23 protein-coding genes and 1 pseudogene are annotated in these 24,499 nt (G+C 70.9%); 9 read left to right on the top strand and 15 right to left on the bottom strand.

What is annotated here, in order from left to right:
* Window positions 1–70: 70 nt before the first annotated feature.
* Window positions 71–961: a non-homologous end-joining DNA ligase gene (ligD, locus tag AN218_RS09650; protein WP_070016355.1), complete on the bottom strand. Its 891-nt coding sequence runs from the start codon at window positions 959–961 to the stop codon at window positions 71–73.
* Between the two features lie 30 nt (window positions 962–991).
* Between ligD and ku the strand changes: the two genes are divergently transcribed.
* From ku to AN218_RS09635, 3 genes are all read left to right on the top strand, one after another.
* A complete protein-coding gene (ku, locus tag AN218_RS09645; RefSeq protein WP_070016354.1) occupies window positions 992–2,188 on the top strand; it encodes a non-homologous end joining protein Ku in 1,197 nt (398 codons plus the stop codon).
* 129 nt (window positions 2,189–2,317) lie between these two features.
* A complete protein-coding gene (locus AN218_RS09640) occupies window positions 2,318–3,082 on the top strand; it encodes an IclR family transcriptional regulator (RefSeq protein WP_070016353.1) in 765 nt (254 codons plus the stop codon).
* 174 nt (window positions 3,083–3,256) lie between these two features.
* Window positions 3,257–4,090: an SMP-30/gluconolactonase/LRE family protein gene (locus AN218_RS09635; protein ID WP_420855956.1), complete on the top strand. Its 834-nt coding sequence runs from the start codon at window positions 3,257–3,259 to the stop codon at window positions 4,088–4,090.
* 174 nt (window positions 4,091–4,264) lie between these two features.
* Here the strand turns inward: AN218_RS09635 and AN218_RS09630 are convergent.
* A pseudogene (locus tag AN218_RS09630) lies at window positions 4,265–4,726 on the bottom strand (MarR family winged helix-turn-helix transcriptional regulator); the annotation flags it as partial.
* 91 nt (window positions 4,727–4,817) lie between these two features.
* Here AN218_RS09630 and AN218_RS09625 point away from each other — a divergent pair.
* A complete protein-coding gene (locus AN218_RS09625) occupies window positions 4,818–5,846 on the top strand; it encodes an NADP-dependent oxidoreductase (protein WP_070016351.1) in 1,029 nt (342 codons plus the stop codon).
* Window positions 5,847–6,008: 162 nt separating this feature from the next.
* Entirely contained in the window at window positions 6,009–6,437 is a 429-nt protein-coding gene (locus AN218_RS09620; RefSeq protein ID WP_070016350.1) for an organic hydroperoxide resistance protein, read from the top strand.
* A gap of 110 nt (window positions 6,438–6,547) precedes the next feature.
* Here the strand turns inward: AN218_RS09620 and mmsB are convergent, their stop codons facing one another.
* The 7 genes from mmsB to AN218_RS09585 all read right to left on the bottom strand — a co-directional run bounded on the left by mmsB (window position 6,548) and on the right by AN218_RS09585 (window position 15,156).
* Window positions 6,548–7,813 (bottom strand): multiple monosaccharide ABC transporter permease, encoded by a 1,266-nt coding sequence (gene mmsB / locus AN218_RS09615; RefSeq protein ID WP_079131988.1) that lies wholly within the window; start codon window positions 7,811–7,813, stop codon window positions 6,548–6,550.
* A gap of 10 nt (window positions 7,814–7,823) precedes the next feature.
* Window positions 7,824–9,416, bottom strand: a complete 1,593-nt coding sequence (gene mmsA / locus AN218_RS09610) for a multiple monosaccharide ABC transporter ATP-binding protein (protein WP_070016368.1) — start codon at window positions 9,414–9,416, stop codon at window positions 7,824–7,826.
* A 53-nt stretch (window positions 9,417–9,469) separates the two neighbouring features.
* Window positions 9,470–10,684 carry a multiple monosaccharide ABC transporter substrate-binding protein gene (gene chvE / locus AN218_RS09605; protein ID WP_079131987.1) on the bottom strand — a complete coding sequence of 405 codons (1,215 nt, stop codon included), beginning with the start codon at window positions 10,682–10,684 and terminating at the stop codon, window positions 9,470–9,472.
* A gap of 3 nt (window positions 10,685–10,687) precedes the next feature.
* On the bottom strand, window positions 10,688–11,599 hold the full coding sequence (locus tag AN218_RS09600; RefSeq protein ID WP_244900381.1) for a hypothetical protein: 912 nt from the start codon (window positions 11,597–11,599) through the stop codon (window positions 10,688–10,690).
* A 173-nt stretch (window positions 11,600–11,772) separates the two neighbouring features.
* Window positions 11,773–12,864, bottom strand: coding sequence for a zinc-dependent alcohol dehydrogenase (locus AN218_RS09595; RefSeq protein WP_070016349.1), 1,092 nt, complete (start codon window positions 12,862–12,864; stop codon window positions 11,773–11,775).
* Complete coding sequence (locus tag AN218_RS09590) at window positions 12,861–14,030, bottom strand: mandelate racemase/muconate lactonizing enzyme family protein (protein ID WP_070016348.1); 1,170 nt, start codon at window positions 14,028–14,030, stop codon at window positions 12,861–12,863. The genes AN218_RS09595 and AN218_RS09590 overlap by 4 nt, the downstream gene beginning before the upstream one ends.
* Before the next feature lie 142 nt (window positions 14,031–14,172).
* Window positions 14,173–15,156: an SGNH/GDSL hydrolase family protein gene (locus tag AN218_RS09585; protein WP_070016347.1), complete on the bottom strand. Its 984-nt coding sequence runs from the start codon at window positions 15,154–15,156 to the stop codon at window positions 14,173–14,175.
* 334 nt (window positions 15,157–15,490) lie between these two features.
* On the opposite strand from AN218_RS09585, the gene AN218_RS09580 reads away from it, so the two are divergent.
* Together AN218_RS09580 and AN218_RS09575 are read left to right on the top strand one after the other, a co-directional pair.
* Window positions 15,491–15,985, top strand: coding sequence for a DUF3145 domain-containing protein (locus AN218_RS09580; RefSeq protein ID WP_070016366.1), 495 nt, complete (start codon window positions 15,491–15,493; stop codon window positions 15,983–15,985).
* A 45-nt stretch (window positions 15,986–16,030) separates the two neighbouring features.
* Window positions 16,031–16,921: an NAD(P)-dependent oxidoreductase gene (locus tag AN218_RS09575; protein WP_070016346.1), complete on the top strand. Its 891-nt coding sequence runs from the start codon at window positions 16,031–16,033 to the stop codon at window positions 16,919–16,921.
* 111 nt (window positions 16,922–17,032) lie between these two features.
* Here the strand turns inward: AN218_RS09575 and fabF are convergent, their stop codons facing one another.
* The 5 genes from fabF to AN218_RS09550 form a co-directional block, all read right to left on the bottom strand.
* A complete protein-coding gene (fabF, locus tag AN218_RS09570) occupies window positions 17,033–18,304 on the bottom strand; it encodes a beta-ketoacyl-ACP synthase II (RefSeq protein WP_375537823.1) in 1,272 nt (423 codons plus the stop codon).
* Between the two features lie 98 nt (window positions 18,305–18,402).
* The gene (locus tag AN218_RS09565; protein WP_070016344.1) at window positions 18,403–18,651 is read right to left on the bottom strand and encodes an acyl carrier protein; all 249 of its coding nucleotides are present in this window, start codon (window positions 18,649–18,651) and stop codon (window positions 18,403–18,405) included.
* A gap of 96 nt (window positions 18,652–18,747) precedes the next feature.
* Entirely contained in the window at window positions 18,748–19,752 is a 1,005-nt protein-coding gene (locus AN218_RS09560) for a ketoacyl-ACP synthase III (RefSeq protein WP_070016343.1), read from the bottom strand.
* 20 nt (window positions 19,753–19,772) lie between these two features.
* On the bottom strand, window positions 19,773–20,705 hold the full coding sequence (locus AN218_RS09555) for an ACP S-malonyltransferase (protein WP_070016342.1): 933 nt from the start codon (window positions 20,703–20,705) through the stop codon (window positions 19,773–19,775).
* Window positions 20,706–20,800: 95 nt separating this feature from the next.
* Window positions 20,801–22,027: a PucR family transcriptional regulator gene (locus tag AN218_RS09550; RefSeq protein ID WP_420855955.1), complete on the bottom strand. Its 1,227-nt coding sequence runs from the start codon at window positions 22,025–22,027 to the stop codon at window positions 20,801–20,803.
* A gap of 81 nt (window positions 22,028–22,108) precedes the next feature.
* Between AN218_RS09550 and AN218_RS09545 the strand changes: the two genes are divergently transcribed.
* Window positions 22,109–22,813: a pirin family protein gene (locus tag AN218_RS09545; protein ID WP_070016340.1), complete on the top strand. Its 705-nt coding sequence runs from the start codon at window positions 22,109–22,111 to the stop codon at window positions 22,811–22,813.
* 122 nt (window positions 22,814–22,935) lie between these two features.
* Here the strand turns inward: AN218_RS09545 and AN218_RS09540 are convergent, their stop codons facing one another.
* The gene (locus tag AN218_RS09540; RefSeq protein ID WP_070016339.1) at window positions 22,936–23,748 is read right to left on the bottom strand and encodes a serine hydrolase domain-containing protein; all 813 of its coding nucleotides are present in this window, start codon (window positions 23,746–23,748) and stop codon (window positions 22,936–22,938) included.
* Window positions 23,749–23,828: 80 nt separating this feature from the next.
* Between AN218_RS09540 and AN218_RS09535 the strand changes: the two genes are divergently transcribed.
* Window positions 23,829–24,359 (top strand): MerR family transcriptional regulator, encoded by a 531-nt coding sequence (locus AN218_RS09535; RefSeq protein ID WP_070016338.1) that lies wholly within the window; start codon window positions 23,829–23,831, stop codon window positions 24,357–24,359.
* Window positions 24,360–24,499: the final 140 nt, after the last annotated feature.

Genomic DNA, 24,499 nt, shown 5'->3' with positions numbered 1-24,499 from the left:
CGGTGGACGATCGTCCACCGGGCCCGCCCGCTGTGTGCCCCGACTTCGGGCCCTTCCCGGGTGACGCCGCTCACGTCCCCGGCAGCGGCCGTGCGAGACCGGGGTCGAGCAGCGGCGCCATCAGATCCCCCTCGTTCTCCAGCCGCAGCGGCACCTGGTCGGCGAGGAAGACCAGTTCGTCCGCGCTTCGCGCCGCCTCCAACTCCTCCCAGGACAGCGGCGTCGAGACGCTCGGCCGCTGCTTGGCGCGGAGCGTGTAGGGAGCGGCCGTGGTCTTCGCGGCGGCGTTCTGCGAGTGGTCGACGAAGACCTTGCCCGGGCGCAGCGCCCTGGCCATCTTGCTCAGCGCCAGACCGGGCAGGGCCGCCTCGGCCTCCACCGCCGCCCGCTTCGCGTACGCGGAGACCGCCGAGGACGGCGTGACCTCGATCGGTGCCAGCAGATGCAGCCCCTTGCCGCCGGAGGTCTTCGGGAGCACAGTGAGACCGTCCGCCGCCAGCCGTTCCCGCAGCCACAGCGCGACGGTGCGGCACTCCAGCACTCCGGCTCCCGGGCCGGGGTCGAGGTCGAAGACGAGCCGGTCCGCCTGAGCCTCGTGCTCGACGCACCACTGCGGGGTGTGCAGCTCCAGCCCCGCGAGGTTCGCCGCCCACACCAGGGTCGGCAGGTCCTCGACGAGTACCTGCCGCAGCGGTTCGCTGCTGACCTGGGTGATCTCGCGGACGGTCACCCAGCCGGGGGCGCCGGGCGGCACGTTCTTCGCGAAGAAGGCCGTGGCGTCCACACCGTCGGGATACCGCAGGAAGGAGACGGGGCGTCCCCGCAGGTGCGGGAGGAGCGCCCCGGCGACGGTCACGTAATAGTGCAGTGCCTCACCCTTGGTGAATCCGGTGGCCGGATAGAGCACCTTGTCGAGATTGCTGAGAGCGAGACGGCGGCCCTCGACCTCCGTGTACGGCATACCCTGAGAGTCCCATGGAAGGGACGAACCATGCGATCCATCTGGAAAGGGTCCATATCCTTCGGGTTGGTCTCCATACCGGTCAAGGTGGTTTCGGCCACCGAGAGCCACAGCGTCTCCTTCCACCAGGTGCACACGACCGACGGCGGACGCATCCGCTACCGCAAGGTGTGCGAACTGGAGGAGCGGGAGGTTCCGCGCGAGGAGATCGGCAAGGGCTTCGAGACCGGCGACGGGGCGACCGTCCAGCTCACGGACGCCGATCTGGCCGCGCTGCCGCTGCCGACCGCGAAGACGGTGGAGATCCTGGGCTTCGTCCCCGCCGAGGAGGTCGACCCGATCCAGCTCGACCGCTCGTACTACCTGGCCGGCGACGGCCGCTCGGCGGCCAAGCCGTACGCGCTGCTGCGGGAGGCGCTCAAGCGCTCCGGGAAGGTGGCCGTCGGCAAGCTCGCGATGCGGGGGCGGGAGAGCCTCGGGCTGCTGCGGGTGTACGAGAACGTGCTCGCCCTGCACACGATGCTGTGGCCGGAGGAGATCCGCGCCGCAAGCGCCGTCGCGCCTGAGGAGGACGTCGCGATCCGCGACGCCGAACTGGACCTGGCGGACACCCTGATGGAGACCCTCGGCGACCTGGACTGGTCGGAACTGCACGACGAGTACCGGGCCGCGGTCGAGCAGCTCGTCACCGCCAAGCTGGAGGGCGTGGACACCGGGGCGGCGGGGGAGGAGGCCGCGGCGGCCGGCAAGGGCGAGGTCGTGGATCTGATGTCGGTGCTGGAGAGCAGCGTGCAGGCCGCGAGGCGGTCACGGGGCGAGGGGGCGGCGGGGTCGGAGGACGCCACGGTGCACGAGCTGTCGCGGCAGCGGGGCGCGAAGGACGGCGGTGGCACGGGCGGCCGGACCTCGGGCGGTACGGCGAAGAAGCCGTCCGCGAAGAAGACGGCGAAGGCGGCGAAGACGGCGCCGAAGAAGGCCGTGTCGAAGACGGCGGCGACGCGGGCACCGGCGAAGAAGACCGCGGGGAAGGCGGTGGCGAAGAAGACCGCGGCGAAGAAGGCGGCGCCGGTGGGAAAGACGTCCGGAGCGAAGACCGCCGCCACGAAGGCCGCGAAGGTCACGAAGGCGTCCGGAACGAAGAAGGCCGTGTCGAAGACGGCGGCGACGCGGGCACCGGCCAAGAAGACCACCGCGAAGAAGACCGCGCGCACCCGCAAGTCGGCCTAGTCTCCCGGCCGTTCCCGACCATTGTCCGCGCTGTGCGGCCGTGACTAGGCTGTTCGCGATGCCGACCACTTGTCGGTATTTCGAACCGGCGGTAACGCGCGACGCGAACAAGGGGAAGGCGGGCGGGTCATGGGTCGTCTCGTGCCGGCAGTGACCAGAGCCCTGGACGTGCTGGAACTCTTCCTCGGCTGCGAGGGCACTCTCTCCGCTCCCGAGATCACCCGCAAGCTGCGGCTGCCCCGTACGACGGTGCACGAGCTGGTCACCACCCTCACCGCCCGCAGCTATCTCGAACAGCCGCCGGACCACCCCGGCCGCTACCGCCTCGGTGTGCGCGCGTACCAGCTCGGCAGCCGCTACGCCGAGCAGCTCGACCTGGCCGCCGAGGGGCAGCGTGTGGCGCGCAGCGTTGCCGACACCTGCGACGAGACGGTGCATGTGGCGGTCCTCGACGGCCCGGACGTCATCTACATCGCCAAGGTCGACAGCACCCACGCGGTGCGCATGGTCTCGGCCGCCGGCCGGCGGCTGCCCGCGCACTGCACGGCGGTGGGCAAGATGCTGCTCGCGTCGCTGCCGGCGGAGTCACTGGACGCGGTGCTGCCCGGCGACGAACCGCTCGCCGCGATGACGCCCGACTCGGTCACGTCCCCGGAGGCGCTGCGCGAGGAGCTGGCGTCCGTACGCGAGCGGGGCGTCGCCGTGGAGCGGCAGGAGTCGAACCCGGACGTGAGCTGTGTGGCCGCTCCCGTACGGGACTCGGGCGGCACGGTCGTGGCGGCGCTGAGCATCTCGGTGCCGACGGTCCGCTGGAGCGAGAAGCGCGTGGCCGAACTGGAAGGGCTCGCGGTCAAGGGCGCGACGGAGCTGTCGCAGCGCCTGGGCCACCGGTGACGCGCTGTCCGGAAGACGGCGGTACCTGTGGACGCGACGCGGGGACGTGACGTACGGACGACGTACCGGGACGGACGTACCGGAGAAGACGGCACAGCGGAGACGGCACAGCGGAGACGGCACAGCTAAGAAGGGGTGAGCGGTGTGCGGGAGACGGCATCGGCGGAGTGGACCGTGGCACTGCGGACGCGGGCCCTGCTGGGGGAGGGCCCGACCTGGGACGGCGCGCGGCAGCGGCTGGTGTGGGTGGACATCCTCAACTCCCGTGTGCACACCTTCGATCCGGCCGGCGGCGCCCGTACGGTCCTGGCCGCCGGACAGCACGTCGGGGCGGCCAAGCCCCGGGAGGGCGGCGGGCTCGTCGTCAATCTCCGCGACGGCATCGGCCTGTACGGGACGGACGGCCGCTTCTCCTGGCTGCACCGCGAGGTCGTGCCCGGGCGGCGCGGCAACGACGCCGCCGTCGCACCGGACGGCGCGCTGTGGGCGGGCACCATGCCCTACGGCGAGCAGCCGGGCGGCGGCGATCTCAAGCGTGTGACCGGGGACGGTACGGCGGTGACGGTGCTGCCGGAGGTCACGGTCAGCAACGGCATCGGCTGGAGCCCCGACGGCTCGTTCATGTACTACAACGACACCCCCACGCGCCGGATCGACGTCTTCGACGTCTCCGGTCCCGAGGTCGCGGGCCGCAGGACCTTCGCGGAGATCGAGGAGGGCGCCGGCTATCCGGACGGGCTCACGGTGGACGCCGAGGGCGCCGTGTGGGTCGCGCTGTGGGACGGCGGCGCCGTCCGCCGCTACACACCGGACGGGCGGCTGGACCGCGTCGTCACCGTGCCCGTACGGCGTCCGACGGCGTGTGCCTTCGGCGGTACGGAGCTGCGCGATCTGTATGTGACGACAGCGAGCGTGGGCGCGGATCCGGCCGCCAGTCCGCTCGCGGGGTCGCTGCTGGTGCTGCCCGGGGCGGGGCAGGGGCTGGCCCAGCCGGCGTTCGCGGGCTGAGCGCCGCGATGTGAACTCCGGCGCCCGGGGCGGGAGTCAGCCCTTCCGCGGGGTCGCCGCCGTCGCGTCCTTCGCTCCGGTCTCCGCACGCCCGGACGCCTCCGCGTCCCCGGTCTTATCCGTTGCCTCGTCCGCCGTCCCGCCCGCGTCGTCCGGTGCCGCGTCCGTGGTCTCCTCGCCGAGCATCCGCTGCAACAGGCCGCGCAGCACGCACCGTTCGGCCGGGGTGAGCCCGGCGAGCGGCTCGTTGGCGAAGTCGAGCGCGGCGCGGAGCCTGCCGGCCGTCTCCACGCCGTCCTCGGTGGCCGCGGCGAGCTTGACCCTGCGGTCCACCGGGTCGGAACGCCGCACGGCCAGGCCGCGGGACTCGAGGCGGTCCACTATCCCCGTCACGTTGGACGGCTCGCACTTGAGCTGGCGCGCGACCTGGCGCATCGGCGTCGGCTCGCGGGCCAGCAGTGCCAGGACGCGGGCCTGGGCGCCGGTCAACGAGTGGTCGGCCGCGGCCAGTTCGTACTCCTCGTGGTAGCGCGCGACGACCGTGCCGATCAGGTCGACGACCTCCCGTGTGACGGGGTCGGGGTCGAATCTGCGGGTACCGGAGGTGCGGGTGTCGGAGGACGTGTGGGGGGCCATGGGGGCAGTCTAGCGCTTTGCTTGACAACATGAAATATCAAGGTGCAGAGTTCTTTCAGCACCTGAAACATATCCATCGAGAGGCCCCCACATGAGCTCCCCCGAGTCCCTTCCCGCGACCGGCCGCGAATGGCATCTCGTCTCCAGGCCCCAAGGCTGGCCGGTGCCCGGCGACTTCGCGCTGCGCGAGGCCGCCGTCACGGCGCCCGGGGAGGGGGAGATCCTCGTCCGCAATCTCCATCTCTCCGTCGACCCGTACATGCGCGGCCGGATGAACGATGTGAAGTCCTACGTCCCGCCCTTCCAGCTCGACGAGCCGATGACGGGCGGAGCGGTCGGCATCGTGGTGGCCTCGCAGGCCGAGGGCTTCGCCCCGGGCGACCATGTGCTGCACGATCTGGGCTGGCGGGAGTACGCGACGCTGCGCGCGAAGCACGCCACCAAGGTCTCGGGCGAACTGGCCCCGCTGACGGCCTACTTGGGAGTGCTGGGCATGCCGGGCCTGACGGCCTACTCGGGGCTGCTGGAGGTGGCCTCGATGAAGGAGGGCGACGCCGTCTTCGTCTCGGGTGCCGCAGGCGCCGTCGGCAGCGAGGTCGGCCAGATCGCCAGGCTGAAGGGCGCCTCCCGGGTGATCGGCAGCGCCGGCTCGGACGAGAAGGTCCGGCTGCTCACCGAGGAGTACGGCTTCGACGCGGCGTTCAACTACAAGTCGGGCGACGTCACGGACCAGTTGAAGGCGGCGGCCCCCTCCGGCATCGACGTCTACTTCGACAACGTCGGCGGCGACCACCTGGAGGCCGCCATCAACGTGCTCAACGTGCACGGCCGGGTCACGATCTGCGGCCTCATCGCGCAGTACAACGACACCGAACCGCCCGCCGCCCCGCGGAATCTGGCGATGGTCATCGGCAAGCGGCTGCGCCTTCAGGGCATGCTCGTGCTCGACCACCAGGACCTGATGCCGAAGTTCTTCGAGGAGGTCTCGGGCTGGATCAGGTCTGGGGAGCTGAAGTACCGCGAGACGGTCGTCGAAGGCATCGAGAACGCCGCGGACGCCTTCCTCGGTCTGCTCAAGGGGGAGAACACCGGCAAGATGATCGTCTCTCTCGCCGACTGACCTTCCCGCGCCCGATGTACAACAGGAGCCGGCGGGGCGATCGCCTACCGCGTGCCGGCTCCCGGGGTCTCCGTCCGTACAGCCGTTCCGGGTCCATGGGCCCGGGCGGCGGGACGGCGTCCTCGCACCGTGCCCCGTTCATGCCACCGATCAGGAGGATCCATGTCCATCCAGCCCGTCGACGTCAAGTACACCGCTGTGGCCACGGCTGAGAACGGCCGTGACGGCCGCGTCGCCAGTGACGACGGCCAGCTCGACGTCGTGGTCAACCCGCCCAAGGAGCTGGGCGGAAGCGGTGAGGGCACCAACCCGGAGCAGCTCTTCGCCGCCGGCTACAGCGCCTGCTTCCAGAGCGCCCTCGGTGTCGTCGCCCGTAAGGAGAAGGCCGACATCGCCGGTGCGACGGTGACGGCGAAGGTCGGCATCGGCGCCACCCCGCAGGGCGGCTTCGGTCTCCAGGTCGCGTTGGAGGCGCACATACCCAACCTCGACGAGGCCACGGCGAAGGACCTGTTGGAGAAGGCGCACCAGGTCTGCCCGTACTCCAACGCCACCCGCGGCAACATCGAGGTGACCGTCGCCGTCGTCTGAACTCGGCCTGGGCTGCGGTGACGTGGCCCGGCTGACGGAGCGGGTGCACGGGCGGACGCGGTGTCAGAGCCGCGTCCGCCCGTGCCGCCCGTACGGCGATGGCGCTGCGGTCAGGAGCCGACCCGGCGCTTGTTCCACACGTCGAAGCCGACGGCCGCCAGCAGCACCAGACCCTTGATCACCTGCTGGTAGTCGGTGCCGATGCCGACCAGGGACATGCCGTTGTTGAGGACGCCCAGCACCAGACCGCCGATGACCGCGCCCAGGACGGTGCCGACGCCGCCGCTCATCGACGCACCGCCGATGAACGCCGCCGCGATGGCCTCCAGTTCGAAGTTGATGCCCGCCTGCGGTGTGCCCGCGTTGAGCCGCGCCGCATAGACACAGCCCGCCAGCGCCGCCAGCAGCCCCATGTTCACGAACACGAGGAAGGTGACCCGCTTGTCCTTCACGCCGGAGAGCTTGGCCGCCGCCTTGTTGCCGCCCAGCGCGTAGACGTGCCGGCCGACGACGGCGTTGCGCATCACGAAGCCCAGCCCGATCAGCAAGCCGCACATGATGAGCAGCACGACCGGTACGCCGTGGTAGCTGGCGAGCGTCAGCGTGAAGGCGACCACGGCGGCCACGATCGCCGTGCACTTGAGCACCCACAGATTGAACGGCAGCACTTCCAGCTCGTACGCCAACTGCCGCCGCCTGTCCCGCCATTCCTGGACCAGGACGAAGGCGATGACGACGAGCCCGATGAGCAGCGTGGGGTTGTGGTACTGGGTGTAGGGGCCCATCTCCGGGATGAAGCCCTGGGCGATCTCCTGGAATCCCCGGGGGAACGGCGCGATGGACTGCCCCTCCAGCAGGATCTGCGTACCGCCCCGGAAGAGCAGCATGCCGGCGAGCGTCACGATGAAGGAGGGAATGCCGACGTAGGCGATCCAGAAGCCCTGCCAGGCACCGGCGGCGGCACCGATCAGCAGGGAGACCACCAGCGCCGCCACCCATGGCATGTCGTGCTTGACCATCATCACCGCGGCGGCGGCCCCGACGAACGCGGCCAGCGAGCCGACGGACAGATCGATGTGCCCGGCGATGATGACGATCATCATGCCCATGGCCAGGATCAGGATGTAGCTGTTCTGCTGGACGATGTTGGAGACGTTGTTCGGCAGCAGCAGCGAGCCGTCGGTCCATATCTGGAACAGCACGACGATCAGCGCGAGTGCGACGAGCATGCCGTACTGGCGCATGTTGTTGCGGACGGCGTCCAGGAGCAGCGTCCCGGCCGACGCCCCTCCCGAGCCGGAACCGGGCCCGGAGCCGGCGGGCGGCTGCGCCCCGCCCTCGGAGTGTGCGGATGTGTCTGTCGGTGTCGTCGTCATGGCTCGGCCCTCAGCTCTTGTCACTCGTGCCGCCGGCAGGGGTGGTGGCGCTCTTGGTCGTCGTACTGGTGTCGAGGGACTCGGTCATGTGCCGCATCAGCAGCTCCTGCGTGGCGTCCTCACGCGTGACCTCGCCCGTGAGCCGTCCCGCCGACATCGTGTAGATCCGGTCGCACATGCCCAGCAGTTCGGGCAGTTCGGAGGAGATGAAGACGACGGCCTTGCCGTCGGCGGCCAGCTTGTCGATGACCGTGTAGATCTCGTACTTCGCTCCGACGTCGATCCCGCGCGTGGGCTCGTCGAGGATGAGCACGTCGGGCTCCGCGTGGATCCACTTGCTCAGCACGACCTTCTGCTGGTTGCCGCCGCTGAGCCGCTGCACCTGCTCATGGACGGTCGGCGCCTTGATGTTCATCGACTTCCGGTAGCGCTCGGCGACCCGCCGCTCCTCGTGCTCGTCGACCACGCCCCGGCGGGCGAGTCCGCTCAGCGAGGCGAGCGAGATGTTCCGGTTGATGTCGTCGATGAGGTTGAGTCCGTAGGTCTTGCGGTCCTCCGTGACGTACGCGATGCCGTGCGCGATCGCCTCCGGCACGGTGCGGGTGAGGACGTCGCGGCCTCCGACGGAGACGGTGCCGCCCTCGTACACGCCGTACGAGCGCCCGAAGAGGCTCATCGCCAACTCGGTGCGCCCCGCGCCCATCAGCCCGGCGATCCCGAGGATCTCCCCGCGCCGCACCTCCAGCGAGACGTCGTCGACGACCTTGCGCTGATGGTCGATCGGGTGCCGCACCGTCCAGCCGGACACCGCCATCGCCACCTGTCCCGCGTTCTCCCCGGTGTACGGGGTGCGCGGCGGGAAGCGCTGGTCCAGGTCGCGGCCGACCATGCCGCGGATGATGCGGTCCTCGGAGATCTCCGGCTCGTCGTCCGGCTGTTCGCGCACCGTGAGCGTCTCGATGGTGCGCCCGTCGCGCAGGATGGTGACGGAGTCGGCGATCTGGCGGATCTCGTTCAGCTTGTGCGAGATGACGATGCAGGCGATGCCCTGACCTCGCAACTCCTGTATCAGCTCCAGGAGTTTGCGGCTGTCCTCGTCGTTGAGCGCGGCGGTCGGCTCGTCGAGGATGAGCAGCTTCACCTCCTTCGAGAGCGCCTTCGCGATCTCCACGAGCTGCTGCTTGCCGACGCCGATATCAGCGATGCGCGTCTGCGGCTTGTCCGGCAGACCGACCCGCTTGAGCAGCGCGTCGGCGCGCCGCATGGTCTCGCCCCAACTGATGACGCCGCGGTGCGCGTGCTCGTTGCCGAGGAAGATGTTCTCGGCGAGGGAGAGATAGGGCACCAGGGCCAGTTCCTGGTGGATGATCACGATGCCGCGCTGCTCGCTGGCCCGGATGTCCTTGAAGGCGCACGGCTCGCCGCCGAAGAGGATCTCGCCCTCGTAACTCCCGTGCGGATGCACGCCGCTGAGGACCTTCACCAGTGTCGACTTGCCCGCGCCGTTCTCGCCGCATACGGCGTGGATCTCCCCGGCCCGTACCGTCAGATTGACGTCCGAGAGGGCCGTGACCCCGGGGAAGGTCTTGGTGATCCCGCGCATCTCCAGGACGGTTCCGCCGGACGGCGCCGGCGCCGACTGCTCCGCCGGGGCCGTCACTTGAGCTGTCCCGCCGTGTAGTAGCCGTCGTCGACGAGTCGCTGCGTGTTGGACTTGTCGATGCTCACCGGCTTCAGCAGATACGACGGCACGACCTTCTGGCCGTTGTCGTACGTCTTGGTGTCGTTGACCTCGGGCTTCTTCCCGGTCAGCACGGCGTCGCCCATCTGCACGGCCTGCTTGGCGAGTTTGCGGGTGTCCTTGTAGACGGTCTGGGTCTGCTGCCCGCGGATGATCGACTTCACCGACGCCAGCTCGGCGTCCTGCCCGGTCACGATCGGGTACGGCTTGTCCCCGGTGCCGTAGCCCGCGCTCTTGAGGGCGGAGAGGATGCCGATGGAGATGCCGTCGTACGGGGAGAGCACGGCGTCGACGTCCTCGGAGCCGTAGTTCTTGCTGAGCAGGTCGTCCATGCGCTTCTGCGCGGTGCCGCCGTCCCAGCGCAGCGTCGTCGCCTGGTTCATCTTCGTCTGCTTGCTGCGGACGCGGAGTTGGCCCTTGTCGATGTACGGGCGGAGCACCTTCATCGCCCCGTCCCAGAAGAACTTGGTGTTGTTGTCGTCGGGGGAGCCCGCGAACAGCTCCACGTCGAACTTCTCGTCCTTCTTCTCGTCGAGCTTCAGCTTGTCGACGATGTAGCCGCCCTGGAGTTCGCCGACGCGCTCGTTGTCGAACGAGGCGTAGTAGTCGACGTTCTTGGTGCCCAGCAGCAGCCGGTCGTAGGAGATGACGGGGATGCCGGCCTCCTTGGCGCGGCGCAGCACGTCGGTGAGGGCCGAACCGTCGATCGCCGCGACGACGAGCAGCCGGTGCCCCTTGGCGATCATGTTCTCGATCTGCGCGACCTGGTTCTCGACCTTGTCGTCGCCGAACTGCAGATCCGCCTTGTATCCGGCCGCCTTGAACTGCCGTGCCATGTTCTTGCCGTCGGCGATCCAGCGCTCCGAGGACTTCGTCGGCATGGCCAGTCCGACCGTGCCGCCCTTGCCCTTCTCCGCCTTGTAACGGCTGCCGCCCTTGGCCTCCTGGCCGCAGGCGGCGAGCGAGGCGGTCAGCAGTGCGGCGGCGGCGACGGCGGCCACGGGCGCGGTACGCCGGCGGCGCGGCGGCGACGCCTGCCGTAGTGGCGGTGCCGGCGGCGAGGCGGATATCCGCTCGCGGAGCCGGTCGCGGACAAGAGCGCGGATTCGGATGCGGGTGCGGGTGCCCATGTGTCAGTTCCTCTCGGGAAGGGCGAATCGCTGGAGCGTGCCGGGCAGTCGGGAACCCGGCGGAGACATGCCGCCGTCGGCGCCGAGCCTGGCGAGCAGATCGAGCGCGAGCCTGCCGCGCCGTACCCGCTCACGCGCGGTGTCGAGGGTCAGATCGCGCAGGTGCGCGCCGTACGGATAGATCCCGGGCGCCTTGCTGAGGCCGAACTTGAGGTAGAGGGGGGCGCCGCGGCGGATCAGCTCCGCCGCCTCGTACATCCGCACATAGCCGCCGAGGTCGTCCGGCGCCTCCAGATACAGATCCATGGGGGCCGCACTGACCCGGCGTATCTCGGTGATCTGCGCGAGCGTCAGATCGGAGGGGATGTTGAGGGAGTCGGCCCCCAGCCGCTCGTGCACGCTGTACGCGGCCGGGTTCACCGGGCCGATCAGCGCGGAGACCTTCAGCGTCACATCGGCGGGCAGGGTGCCGCGGGAGCGCAGCCGATGCAGCGTCCACAGCACGCCCTCGTCGGCCACCAGCAGGCAGCGCACGCCGAGTTCGCACGCCCGCAGCGCGTCCTCGACACATCCGGCGACCGCGTCGTGGCCGCGGGCGCGCAGCCCCGCGCCGCCGGAGGACGTACGGGTCGAGGCGCCGATGTCCCAGGTGCCGCGCGGTCCGGTGAACAGACACAGCTCGACGTTCTGCCGCTCGCACGCGCCAGCCATCTCCGTGATCTCCGCGTCGGTCAGCATCCAGACGCCGCTGCCCTGGCTGACGCGGTGCACGGGCACGTCGAGCGAGGCCGCCTCCTTCAGCACGGTCGCGACGGCCTCCGGGCCCTCGCACGAAGGGACTTCGGTACGCCACGTACCGCCGTCGGGGAAGGCGTGCGGCGAGGCGTCGGACGGATCGGGGGCGGGCGCGCCCATGCCGAGGGCGTCGAGGGCCCCGGCACCGGGGCGGCGTGGTTCGGGCGAGGCGGTGGGCACGGTGCTCCTCACGGTCGGACGGGACGTGCGGTGGCGGATCGTCGGGACGGTGCGGGGGACTGGACGGACGGGCGTACCGAGTACGGGGAGCAGGAGCGGTCCGGCCACCCGCCTCACGGCCTCAACAGCACCTTCCCGACGGCCGGATCGCCGCTGCCGACGAGACCGACGGCCTCGCCGAAGGCGGTCAGCGGCAGTTCGTGGGTGATGAGCGGCGCCGGGTCGAGCAGCCCGCTGCCGAAGGCCCGTACGGCGTACGACCATGCCGCCGGCGACGCCCCGAAGACCGACCGGACCGTGAGCTGGCTGACCGACAGATGGACGGGGTCGATGCCCTGGGCGCCCGCCTCGAACATGCCCGTCAGCACGACCTGTCCTCCCCGGCGGGCGAGCATGCAGGCGTCGTGCGCGGTACCGGGTGCGCCCGCCGTCTCCACCACCAGGTCGTAGCCCGCGGAGGCGCCCGGTCCGCCGAAGCTGTCCTCCGCTCCGGGTCTGCGGGCGTGTGTGGCGCCCATCGTCCGTGCCAACTCGGCGCGGCCCGGGCGTGGATCGATGACGAGCAGCTCCGCCGGCGAGTACGCCGCGAGAAGCTGCACCGCGAGCATCCCCAGCGTGCCCGCGCCCAGTACGGCGATCCGCTCCGCCGCACCGGGCCGCGCCGCCAGCACCGCCGCCGCGACCACCGCCGCGGGTTCGAGCAGGGCGGCGGCCCGCAGATCGGCGTCGTCGGGCAGGAGATGGAGCAGCCGCGCGGGGACGACGAGCGCGTCCGCGAAGGCGCCGGGCTGTGTGAAGCCCGTCTCGTCGTAGCCGCCGGTGCACAGACTGGTCGCGCCCTCCCGGCACCGCTCGCAGTGCAGACAGGCGCGGAAGCCCTCGGCGACGACCTTGCGGCCCACGAGCGAGGTGGGGGTTCCGCCGGGTCCGCCAGGGCCGTCAGTGCCGACGGGACCGACGCCCTCGCCGACCGCGTCGACCGTGCCCGCCCACTCATGACCGGGCGTCACGGGATAGCGGACGTATCCTTCGGCGCGTGTCCCGTCGTACAACTCCCGGTCGCTGGCGCAGACTCCCGCCGCGTGGACGGCGATCCGTACCTCGCCGGGCCCCGGCTGCGGCCGCGGTCCGGTCACCAGCCGGTGTTCGCCGGGGGCGTCCACGACGACGGACCGTACGGACGGAGCCGCTCCGCCTGCCGTCATGCCCGCTCACCCCGTACGTGCGCCGGGTCGCGCTTCTCCCAGCCCTCGGCCCACAGGTCGAACCGGGCCTGCTGCTGCGGGAATTCGGCCGCCGCGTCGGTGTCCAGCTCGACGCCCAGACCGGGCGCGGAGGGCAGTTCGAAGTAGCCGTCGACGACCTGCGGCGCTCCCTTGACGACCTTCTTGATCTCGGAGTCCGCGAAGTCGTTGAAGTGCTCCAGGATCTTGAAGTTGGGCGTGCAGCCCGCCAGTTGCAGCGACGCCGAGGTCAGTACGGGACCGCCGACGTTGTGCGGCGCGACCAGCGTGTAGTGCGTCTCGGCGGTGGCGGCCAGCTTCCGTGCCTCCAGGATGCCGCCGATGTGCCCGACGTCGGGCTGGATGACGTCGGCCGCCTGCGACTCGAAGAGCTCCCTGAACTCGATGCGGTCGTGGATGCGTTCGCCCGTCGCCACGGGCAGCTCCACCTTCTGCGCCACCTTGGCCAGTGCCTTGAGGTTCTCCGGCGGCACCGGTTCCTCCAGCCACGCCGGGCGGAACGGCGCCATCTCGCGGGCCAGCCGTACGGCCGTCGACGGGCTGAAGCGCCCGTGCATCTCCAGCATCAGCTCCGTACCGGGCCCGATCGCGTCCCGTACGGCCTCGATGAGAGCGACGGCGTCCCGGGTGGCATCGTTGTCAAGCTCCAGATGTCCGGTCCCGAACGGGTCGATCTTCAGGGCACGGTAGCCCCGCGCGACCACCGCCTCCGCCGCCTTGTGGTAGGCCTCCGGGGTGCGTTCGGTGGTGTACCAGCCGTTGGCGTACGCCTTGACGCGGTCGGTGACCCGGCCGCCCAGAAGCTGCCAGACCGGTACGCCCAGCGCCTTGCCCTTGATGTCCCAACAGGCCGTCTCCACACAGGCGATGCCGGACATCACGATCTCCCCGGCCCGCCCGTAGTCGCCGTACTTCATGCGCCGCACCAGGTCCTCGACCGCGAACGGGTCGGACCCCGCGATGTGGTTGGCCTCCGCCTCGCGCAGATAACCGAGCAGCGCGTCGGTGTGCCCCAGCATCCGCGTCTCGCCGATGCCCGTGAGCCCCTCGTCGGTGTGCACCTGGACGAAGGTGAGATTGCGCCAGGGTGTGCCGACGACGTGGGTAGAGATTCCGGTGATGCGCACGGCGATCGGCCCTTCATGGTGCTGGCTGTTCGAGATTTCGACGTACGTTCGAAATGCTGACGCGAATGTATTGATGCGCCGTGAGCGGAGTCAATGGGTGGTGCCGGGCTTCTTGCCGCGGGCCGCCGGCCCGTGCCGCGCCCTACGGTGACGGCTGCCCGAAGTCCCGGGAAGCGCTTGCCGGTTGGCGTGCGGTGATGCCGCGGTAGGCGAGTTCTGCCAGCTTGCGCTGCCCCGCCTTGCTGGGGTGGAACCAGTCCCAGCGGCTCACTTCCTTCTTCGTGAAGCGGTAGCGGAAGACCGCGCCGCCGTCGTAACGGCAGCGCAGGAACCGCGCGCACTCCTGCTCCAGCGCGGAGTTGTACGCGATGACCCGCTCGTGCACCTGCTGGCGCCGCTCCCGCGCGGCCGGCGTCGTCGACTGCGGATCGCGCAGCATCGACTGGCAGATCCCCAGACCCCACACCCGCGCACCCCACGGATCGCTGCGCCCCTGCGACCACAGCCGTTTGAGGTCCGGCAGACTCGCCACGTACACCTGCGTCTTGGGGCGTGCCGTGTGCAGCGTGCGCAGCGCCGAGCGGAAGTCGGCGCGCAACTCGCTGACCGGAGTCATCTGTTCGACGGTCGGCCGGCATGCGTCGTTGGCGCCCGCGAGCACCGTCACCAACTCGGGCCGCTTGCGCGCGGCCCGCTCCATCTGCGCGGGCAGATCGGCCATCACGGAGCCGCTGACCGCGAAGTTCCAACTGTGGCGCGACGGTGCGTCGTCGATGAGCCGGGAGGCCAGACTCCGTACGCCCGGGTCCGTACCGGTCACCCATGAGGCGCGGGTGCAGTCGGCCAGCAGCGAACAGGCGTCGAAACCCTGGGTGATGGAGTCCCCGACGGCCGCGACGGAGTCCGGGTGCCGGTCCCACGGCGGTGTCGGAGAGGGAGAGGGGCGTGCGCCTCCGGGAGGGCGCTCCCCGGTAAAGCCCCCGCTACCACTGCTCCAGAGCGCGGCGAGCGCGAGACCACCGATGAGGAGGAGAGCGACCACAATGACGGCAACACCCCGCCCACGACGTGTTATACGGCCGGCGGCACCCGGGACGGTGACCGTACTCCCGTGGTTCTCCGGCATCTGGCCCCTCGTTCCCCGCTCTCGGTGCGACGGTCCGTCACCGGACCTCCATCGGTGCGCGATAGCTTTGCCCCGTGCTCTTCCGCGTGCTCTCCTGCGAGTTTCGCACCGCGCCGGGACACCGGAGAGCCTGTTCGGCGACAGCAAAACATTACACCGCGTCACTTCATGTCCCTTTCGGGGAGAATTGGCGCCAATGGTGTTTACTATTCGTAACCTCGGCGCTGATGAAGAAGTGACCGGTGGTACAGGATGTCAGGCGCTGATCCGGCGCGTGACCGGCTGGCAGTCGAGGCGGTCCGGCGAGACGCCCTCGAACCGCATGGAGGTCCCGGTGACGACACGTGGAGTTCTGTACGTGCACTCCGCGCCCCGCGCGCTGTGCCCGCACGTCGAGTGGGCCGTGGCAGGCGTCCTCGGCGCCCGCGTCAAGCTCGACTGGATCAGACAGCCGGCCTCCCCGGGCACCTGGCGTGCGGAGTTCTCCTGGCAGGGCGACCCCGGCACGGCCTCCAAGCTCGCCTCCGCGCTGCGCGGCTGGCACCTGCTGCGCTTCGAGGTGACCGCCGAGCCCTGCGCCGCCGCCGAGGGCGAGCGCTACAGCTCGACGCCGGAGCTGGGGATCTTCCACGCGGTCACGGGGATGCACGGCGACATCCTCATTCCGGAGGACCGGCTGCGGGCGGCCGTGGGCCGCGCCTCGCGCGGCGAGAGCGAACTCGAGGCGGAGATCGCCAAGTTGCTGGGCAAGCCCTGGGACGACGAGCTGGAACCTTTCCGCTACGCGGGCGAAGGAGCACCCGTGCGGTGGCTCCATCAGGTCGTCTGAGCACGTCCGAACGGTCAGCGCCGCCACGGGGTTTAGCCTGCCCCCATGTCTGAACGGCTTTCCGTGGCTGTCCTCGGCACCGGGATCATGGGTGCCCCGATGGCCCGCAACCTGTGCAGTGCCGGCCTCGACGTACGTGTGTGGAACCGCACCAGAGCGAAGGCGGAACCCCTGGCCGAGGCCGGGGCGCGTGTGGCCGACAGTCCGCGCGACGCCGTCGAGGGCGCCGATGTGCTGCTGACGATGCTGCACGACGGTCCCGCCACCGCCGAGACCGTACGGGCCGCCGCGCCCGGTCTGCGCAGCGGCATGATCTGGCTCCAGTGCACGACGGCGGGCCTCGAAGGGCTGCCGCCGCTGGCCGAGTTGGGCCGCGAGTACGGACTGGTCTTCGTCGACGCCCCCGTCCTCGGCACCCGTGCGCCCGCCGAGGCCGGCCAGCTCCTCGTCCTCGCGGCCGGGCCGGAGAGCGCACGGACGGGCGCCGGTCCCGTGCTGGAGGCGATCGGCTCCCGTACGGTCTGGGTCGGCGAGGAGCCCGGCGCGGCCTCCCGTCTCAAGCTGGTCTGCAACTCCTGGGTCCTCGCGGTCACCCACGGCACCGCGGAGGCGCTGGCGCTCGCCGACGGGCTGGGCGTCGATCCGCAGAGCTTCCTCGACGCGATCGAGGGCGGCTCCCTCGACATGGGCTATCTGCGGATCAAGGCGGACACCATCCGGTCCGGGCAGTACACGCCGAGCTTCGCCGTGAGCACGGCGGAGAAGGACGCACGGCTCATCGTCTCGGCGGGCGAGGAGGCCGGGGTGCGCCTGGACGTGGCCGAGGCGGGCGCCGAGCGCTTCCGGCGGGCGGCCGAACTCGGCCACGGCGACGAGGACATGGCCGCCTCGTACTTCGCGAGCTTCCCCGACGGCGGCGGCCCCGGGCGCGGCTGAGCCGAGCACAAGAGAGACAACGGAAAGAGGGGCGGCTCTCCCGGGAGCCGCCCCTCTTTCGTGTGCTGTGCGCCGCCGTGCGCTGTGTGCGCGTACGGACGCCCGCAGCGGTCAGACCGTACGGAAGGCCAGCACCACGTTGTGACCGCCGAAGCCGAAGGAGTTGTTCAGCGCGGCGATCGTGCCCTCGGGCAGGGCGCGGGCCTCGCCGCCGACGATGTCGGCGTCCGCCTCCGGATCCAGGTTGTGCAGGTTGATCGTCGGCGGCGCCGTGCGGTGGTGCAGCGCGAGGATCGACGCGACGCTCTCGATGCCGCCCGCGCCGCCCAGCAGATGCCCCGTCATCGACTTGGTGCCGGAGATCGCCATGTGGTCGGCGTCGTCGCCGAACACCTTGCGCAGCGCCTTGAGTTCGGCGATGTCGCCGAGGGGCGTCGAGGTGGCGTGCGCGTTGATGTGCATGACCTCGGCCGGCTTGAGGTCGGTCTGCTCCAGGAGGTTCTGGAGCGCCAGCGCGATGCCGTTGCCGCTCGGCTCGGGCTGCGTGATGTGGTGGCTGTCGGCCGAGATGCCCTGGCCGATGGCCTCCGCGTACACACGCGCGCCGCGCCGCTTCGCGTGCTCCGCCGACTCCAGGACGACGACGCCCGCGCCCTCGCCCATGACGAAGCCGTTGCGGTCCGCGTCGTACGGACGGGAGGCGCCCTGCGGGTCGTCGTTGTCCTTCGACATCGCCATCATGTTGCCGAACGCGGCGATGGGGAGGGGGTGTATGGCCGCCTCGGTGCCGCCCGCGACGACGACGTCCGCACGGCCCGTACGGATCATCTCCACCGCGTAGCCGATCGCCTCGGAACCGGAGGCGCAGGCGCTGACCGGGGTGTGCACGCCGGCGCGCGCGTTGACCTCCAGACCGACGTTCGCGCTCGGGCTGTTCGGCATCAGCATCGGCACCGTGTGCGGCGAGACGCGGCGTGCGCCCTTCTCCCGCAGGACGTCGTACTGGCCGAGCAGCGTCGTGACGCCGCCGATGCCGGAGGCGACGACCGCGCCGAGCCGGTCCGGCGAGACGCTCGCGTCCTCACCGGCCTTGGCGCTGAAGCCCGCGTCCGCCCACGCCTCACGGGTGGCGATCAGCGCGAACTGCGCGGAGCGGTCCAGCTTGCGCGCCTGCGGACGCGGAATGATCTCGCCGGGTTCCACCGCGATCTCGGCGGCGATGCGGACCGGCAGCTCGGCCGCCCAGTCGTGGCTGAGGAGGGCGACGCCGGAACGTCCGGCGATCAGACCCTCCCAGGTCGATGCGCTGTCGCCACCCAGCGGTGTGGTTGCGCCGATACCGGTGACGACCACGGAGTGTTGGGTCGTACTCACTGGATTCATGTCTCCACTGGTAGGGGTGAGCCGTGCGGACCACCTCGCCCGCGCCCCGGCAGAGTCCCGGGGACGCGGTGGATGGCGACAGACGCGTGGGCGCCGTCTCAGCTCTGGTGCTTGAGGATGTACTCGGTCGCGTCGCCGACGGTCTTGAGGTTCTTCACGTCGTCGTCCGGGATCTTGACGCCGAAGCGCTCCTCGGCGGCGACGACGACCTCGACCATGGACAGCGAGTCGACGTCCAGGTCGTCGGTGAAGGACTTGTCCGGCTGGACGTCCTCGGTGGGGATCCCGGCGATCTCGTTCACGATCTCGGCGAGGCCCGCGACGATCTCTTCCTGCGTGGCGGCCATCTCGGCGCTCCTTCGGTCTGCTGCGTGGTTGCGAGTTGTCACTTGCGTGGTCGCCACACCTGCCGTACGGCGCTGTACGGACTGTGTGGATCTTGACTAGGGGAGGGTAACTACCGTCGCCGCGTAGACGAGGCCCGCCCCGAAACCGATGACGAGCGCGGTGTCACCGCTCTTCGCCTCCCCGGTCGCCAACAGCCGCTCCATGGCGAGCGGAATGGAGGCGGCCGAGGTGTTGCCGGTGGTCTCCACATCGCGGGCGACCGTGACGTGCTCCGGCAGTCTGAGGGTCTTCACCATCGAGTCGATGATCCGCATGTTGGCCTGGTGCGGAATGAAGACGTCCAGGTCCTCCGGGGTGACCCCGGCGGCGTCGAGCGCCTGCTGAGCCACCTTCGCCATCTCATAGACCGCCCAGCGGAAGACCGCCTGGCCCTCCTGGCGGATCGCGGGGAACTTCTCCACGACTCCCTCGCGGTAGGCGTCCCAGGCGACGGTCTGGCTGATGACGTCCGCCTTGTCGCCCTCCGAGCCCCAGATGCTCGGGCCGATGCCGGGCTCGGCGGCCGGGCCGACGATGACGGCGCCCGCGCCGTCGCCGAAGAGGAAGGCGGTGGAGCGGTCCGTCAGATCCGTGAGGTCCGAGAGACGTTCGGCGCCGACGACGAGTACGTGGTCCGCGCTGCCGTCCGCGATCAGGCCCTTGGCGAGGGTGAGCCCGTAACCGAAGCCCGCGCAGCCCGCGTTGATGTCGAACGCGGCGGCCTTGCCCGCGCCCATGCGGTCGGCGATCTCGGTGGCGATCGACGGGGTCTGCTTGAAGTGCGAGACCGTCGAGATGATCACGGCGTCCACCTGCTGCGGTGTGATGCCGGCGTCGGCGACGGCCTTGCCCGCGGCCTCCAGCGTCATCTCGGCGACGGTCTCGTCGGGAGAGGCCCAGTGGCGCGTGGCGATGCCGGAGCGCGAGCGGATCCACTCGTCCGAGGAGTCGATGTGCTTGAGGATCTCCTCGTTCGGTACGACACGGGTCGGCCGGTAGCCGCCCACGCCGAGGATGCGCGAGTACGGGGAACCCTTGGCGGGCTTGATCTTCGCGGTCATGCTCTCGAGCTCCTTGGGGCTCAGGCGGTCTGCGTGTGCTCGTTGATCAGCTCGCGCGCCGCGTCGAGATCATCGGGGGTCTTCAGCGCCAGGGTGCGTACGCCGGGGAGGCCGCGCTTCGCCAGGCCGGTGAGGGTGCCGCCGGGACAGACCTCGATGAGCGCCGTGACGCCCATCTTCTGGAAGGTCTCGGTGCACAGGTCCCAACGCACGGACGCGGAGATCTGGTTGACCAGCCGCCGCACGATCTGCCGGCCGTCGTCGACGGCGGCTCCGTCCAGGTTGGAGACGTACGGGAGGACCGGGTCGCCGGTCCGCACGTCCTCGGCCGCGGCGGCCAGTGCGTCGACGGCCGGGGCCATGTGGTGGGTGTGGAAGGCGCCCGCGACCTTCAGCGGGATCACGCGCGCCCCTTCGGGCTTGTCCTCGGAGAGGGCCGCCAACTGCCCGGCGGTGCCCGCCGCGACGATCTGGCCGCCGCCGTTGATGTTGGCCGCCGTCAGGCCCAGCTTCTCCAAGTGCGCGACGACCGCCTCGGGTTCGCCGCCGACGACCGCGGACATGCCGGTGTCGGTGACGGTTGCGGCCTCCGCCATGGCGCGGCCACGCGTCCGTACGAGCGCCATGGTGTCGGCGGGGGAGAGCACGCCGGCCGTTGCGGCGGCGGCCAGTTCGCCCACGCTGTGGCCCGCGACGGCGCCGGCCACGTCGGCGACGTCCCTGCCGTCCAGCAGCGCGGAGGCCGAGACGAGGCTCGCCGCGACCAGCAGCGGCTGCGCCACGGCGGTGTCGCGGATCTCCTCCGCGCCGGCCTCGGTGCCGTAGTGGAGGAGATCCATGCCGATGGAGGCCGACCACTCCGCGAGCTTGTCCGTCACGCCGGGGAGGTCGAGCCAGGGGGTCAAGAGGCCGGGCTTCTGCGCGCCTTGGCCGGGAGCTACGAGTACGAGCACCCTTTCACTCTCCCTTGTGAGGCGCCTGTCGCGCCGGTACGGAGCGGTACGAAGAACCGCAGGGCAAATTGTCGGGCCCCGACAAACCAACCCGCTTACCCCTGCACGTGGTTCCCGAAGTCGCTGAGACGCCCCAGGATCAGGGCGATACGCAGTGTGAAGGCCGAGCGGACGTCGGAGGGCGACCATCCGGTGACGTCGGTCACGCGTCGCAGCCGGTAGCGGACGGTGTTGGGGTGTACGAACAACATCCGCGCGGCGCCCTCGAGGCTGCTGGCCTGTTCCAGATAGACGCTCAGAGTCTCCAGCAGCGCGGAGCCCGCTTCCTCCAGCGGTCTGTAGATCTCCTCCACCAACAGGTCCCGCGCGGTGGGGTCACCGGCCATCGCGCGTTCCGGAAGAAGATCGTCCGCGAGGACCGGACGCGGTGCGTCCTGCCAGGCCGCGCACGCTCGCAGACCCGCCGCCGCGGCCTGCGCGGAACGCGTCGCGGAGAGCAGGTCGCCGACGATGGGCCCGGCCACGACGGGACCCGGGGCGAACGGCCCGATCAGGGACTTCGCGGCGCGCAGCGGATCGTCGCTGCCGCCCGCCACGACGACGAGACGGTTGCCGAGCACACCCGTGAGCACCTGGAGCTTCGCGTGCCGCGAGGCGCGCCGTATCGCCTCGACCGTCAGTTCGCTGTCGCCGTCGGGCGCGGTGCCGAGGACCACGCAGACATGGTCCGGGGAGTTCCAGCCGAGCGCCGCCGCGCGGGAGACGGCGCCCTCGTCGGCCTCTCCCGAGAGCACGGCGTTGACGACCAGCGACTCCAGCCGCGCGTCCCACGCGCCGCGCGCCTCGGCGGCCTGCGCGTAGACCTGGGCGGTGGCGAAGGCGATCTCGCGCGCGTAGACGAGCAGCGCCTCGCGCAGCACCGACTCGTCGCCGGGGGCGGCCACTTCGTCGATGGCGGCCTCGACGACCTCGATCGTCGTACGCACCAACTCGACGGTCTGGCGCAGGGTGATGGCCCGCGTCAGCTCGCGCGGCGCCGTGCCGAACACGTCCGTGCTGATGGCCTGCGACGTCTCCGGGTGCCGGAACCACTCGGTGAAGGCGGCGATGCCGGCCTGGGCGACGAGCCCGATCCACGAGCGGTTCTCCGGCGGCATCGCCCTGTACCACGGCAGTTGCTCGTCCATGCGCGTAATGGCCGCCGCGGCAAGCTTGCCGGAGGACTGCTCCAGGCGCCGCAGCGTCGCGCCGTGCGGATGCTCGGCGTGCTCGGGGCGCTCGTCGGGCGGCGGGTTCGCGGAGGGATCTGTGGATTCGGGCACGTGCCAAGCCTGCCTCATCCCGCCGCGGTGCCGGGCCCGGGGGGCGCTGCGTACCCGCGTACGCCGGATTACCGTGGGCCCATGCTTCAGGTGTGGCGGGGATCGGACCGGTACCGGGGCGGTGACGAGGCGGCGGGCATCGACACCCGGCACGCCTTCTCCTTCTCCGGCTTCTACGACCCGGACAACGTCGGCTTCGGACAGCTCGTGGCCTGCAACGAGGAGCGGCTCGCGCCGGGCGCCGGCTTCCCCGAACACCCGCACAGGGACGTCGAGATCGTGACCTGGGTCGTCGAGGGCGAACTGGAGCACGTCGACTCCACCGGCCGTACGTCACGGGTACGCCCGGGAGACGTCCAGCGCATGGGGGCGGGCCGCGGCGTGCGGCACGTCGAACGCAACGCGGGGCCGGGGCCGTTGTGCTTCCTGCAGATGTGGCTGGTGCCCGGTCTCCGCGGCGGCGCACCGCAGGGCGGGGCGGCGCACGAGCCGGAGTACGAGGTGGTGCGCGGGATCGCGGACGGTACGCCCTTCGCGGTGCCGCGCACGGAGGCCGTGATGCATGTGCGGCGGCTGGGACAGGACGGGCGCACGGCGGTGCCGGACGCGGCGTGGGCGTACGTCCATGTAGTGCGCGGTACGGCGGTGATCGGCCCGTCCGGGGAGCGCCTTGCCGCCGGTGACGCTGTCCGCGTCACGGACGCGCGGGACCTGGAGGCGCGGGCGGCCGGGGGCCCGGCGGAGCTGCTGATGTGGGAGATGCACGCGGAGCCGGGCTACGGCTGAGCGGAACGTGCCGTTCGTAGCACGGCCGTTCCACGATCGTCCTGGTCGGCGTCGGCGTCGGCGTCGGCGTCCTGGCCGGAGCCGGAGCGCGCCGCTGCACCGGCCACCGGCACCGGCCGCTGTCAGCCGCGCAGTTCGGCCAGCACCGCGTCCGTGAACGGAGGCCACGCGTCCACGGCCCACTGCCCGAAGTCGCGGTCCGTCAGCGCGACGCACGCCGCGCCCACCTCGGGGTCGACCCACAGGAAGGTGCCCGACTGCCCGAAGTGGCCGTAGGTACGCGGCGAGGACGAACTGCCCGTCCAGTGCGGGGACTTGCCGTCCCGGATCTCGAAGCCGAGCCCCCAGTCGTTGGGCGACTGGCTGCCGTAGCCCGGCAGTACGCCCTTGAGCCCGGGGAAGGCGACGGACGTCGCCTCGTCCAGGGTCGCGCTGCTCAGCAGCCGCGGCGCGAGGAGTTCGGCGGCGAAGCGGGCCAGGTCGTCGGCGGTGGAGACGCCGTCCTTGGCCGGGGAGCCGGGCAGTTCGGTGGACTCCATGCCGAGCGGCTGGAGGACGGCCTCGTACAGGTACTGGGGGAAGGGGATCTCGGTGACCTTCGCGAGATGGTCCCCGAGCGCCTCGAAGCCCGCGTTCGAGTAGAGCCGGCGCGTGCCCGGCTCGGCCATCGGACGGTCCTCGTCGAAGGCCAGCCCCGAGGTGTGCGCCAGCAGATGGCGCACGGTCGAACCCTCCGGTCCCGCCGGGTCGTCCAGCTCCACCGCCCCCTCCTCCACGGCGATGAGCACCGCGTACGCGGACAGCGGCTTGGTGACGGACGCGAGTGGGAAGCGGCGGCCGGTGTTGCCGTGCGCGGCGGTCCCGCCCGTCCGGGAGACGACGACCGCTGCGGCGTTCGGCACGGGCCAATTGTCGGTCATCCGCAGGCTGTTCATGGGGCCGAGCGTAACGCGAAGCGGAACAGGCCGGATTCCGTGCTTGCTTGGAGTGCACTCCAAGTCCGTAGCGTTCACTTATGACCGTGACGGATACCGAGACGGAGACGACGACGGATACGGAGAGCACCGCGACGGCGGCGTGCGGACCAGCCGCCGCGCCCCCGGCGCCCACAGTGGGCGCCGCGCCCGACGCATGCGCCGCGAGCGCACCGCCGCGCCCCAGGCCCGAGGGACGCGACCGCTACACCATCAGCGAGGTCGCCGCGATCTGCGGGCTGAGCGCGCACACGCTGCGCTGGTACGAGCGGATCGGGCTGATGCCCCACGTGGACAGGTCGCACACGGGGCAGCGCCGCTTCACCGACACGGACCTGGACTGGCTCGATCTCGTCGCGAAGCTGCGGCTGACCGGGATGCCGGTCGCGGACATGGTGCGCTACGCCGAACTCGTACGCGCCGGCGAGCACACCTGCCCCGAGCGGCACGAACTGCTGGTCGCCACGCGGGAGGACGTACTGCGCCGGATCGCCGAACTCCAGGAGACGCTCGCGGTCCTGGACTACAAGATCGGTATCTATGCGGCGTACCGGATGCCGGAGAGCGCCTGACCCGGCGCACCCGACAGCACCCCCGCACAACGCCACCCGCACAACGCCACCCGCACAACGCCACCCGCAGAGGGCCACTCAGAGCCCGGCGAGACGCCCGCGCCCGAGAGGACTTCCCAATCGTGATGTCAAGCCGCTGC

Origin of the sequence: Streptomyces nanshensis (assembly GCF_001751255.1) — a bacterium.
In the GTDB taxonomy this organism is placed as follows: domain Bacteria; phylum Actinomycetota; class Actinomycetes; order Streptomycetales; family Streptomycetaceae; genus Streptomyces; species Streptomyces nanshensis_A.
The sequence above is the reverse complement of the archived record's forward strand: the minus strand, read 5'-3'. Positions and strand labels throughout refer to the sequence as shown.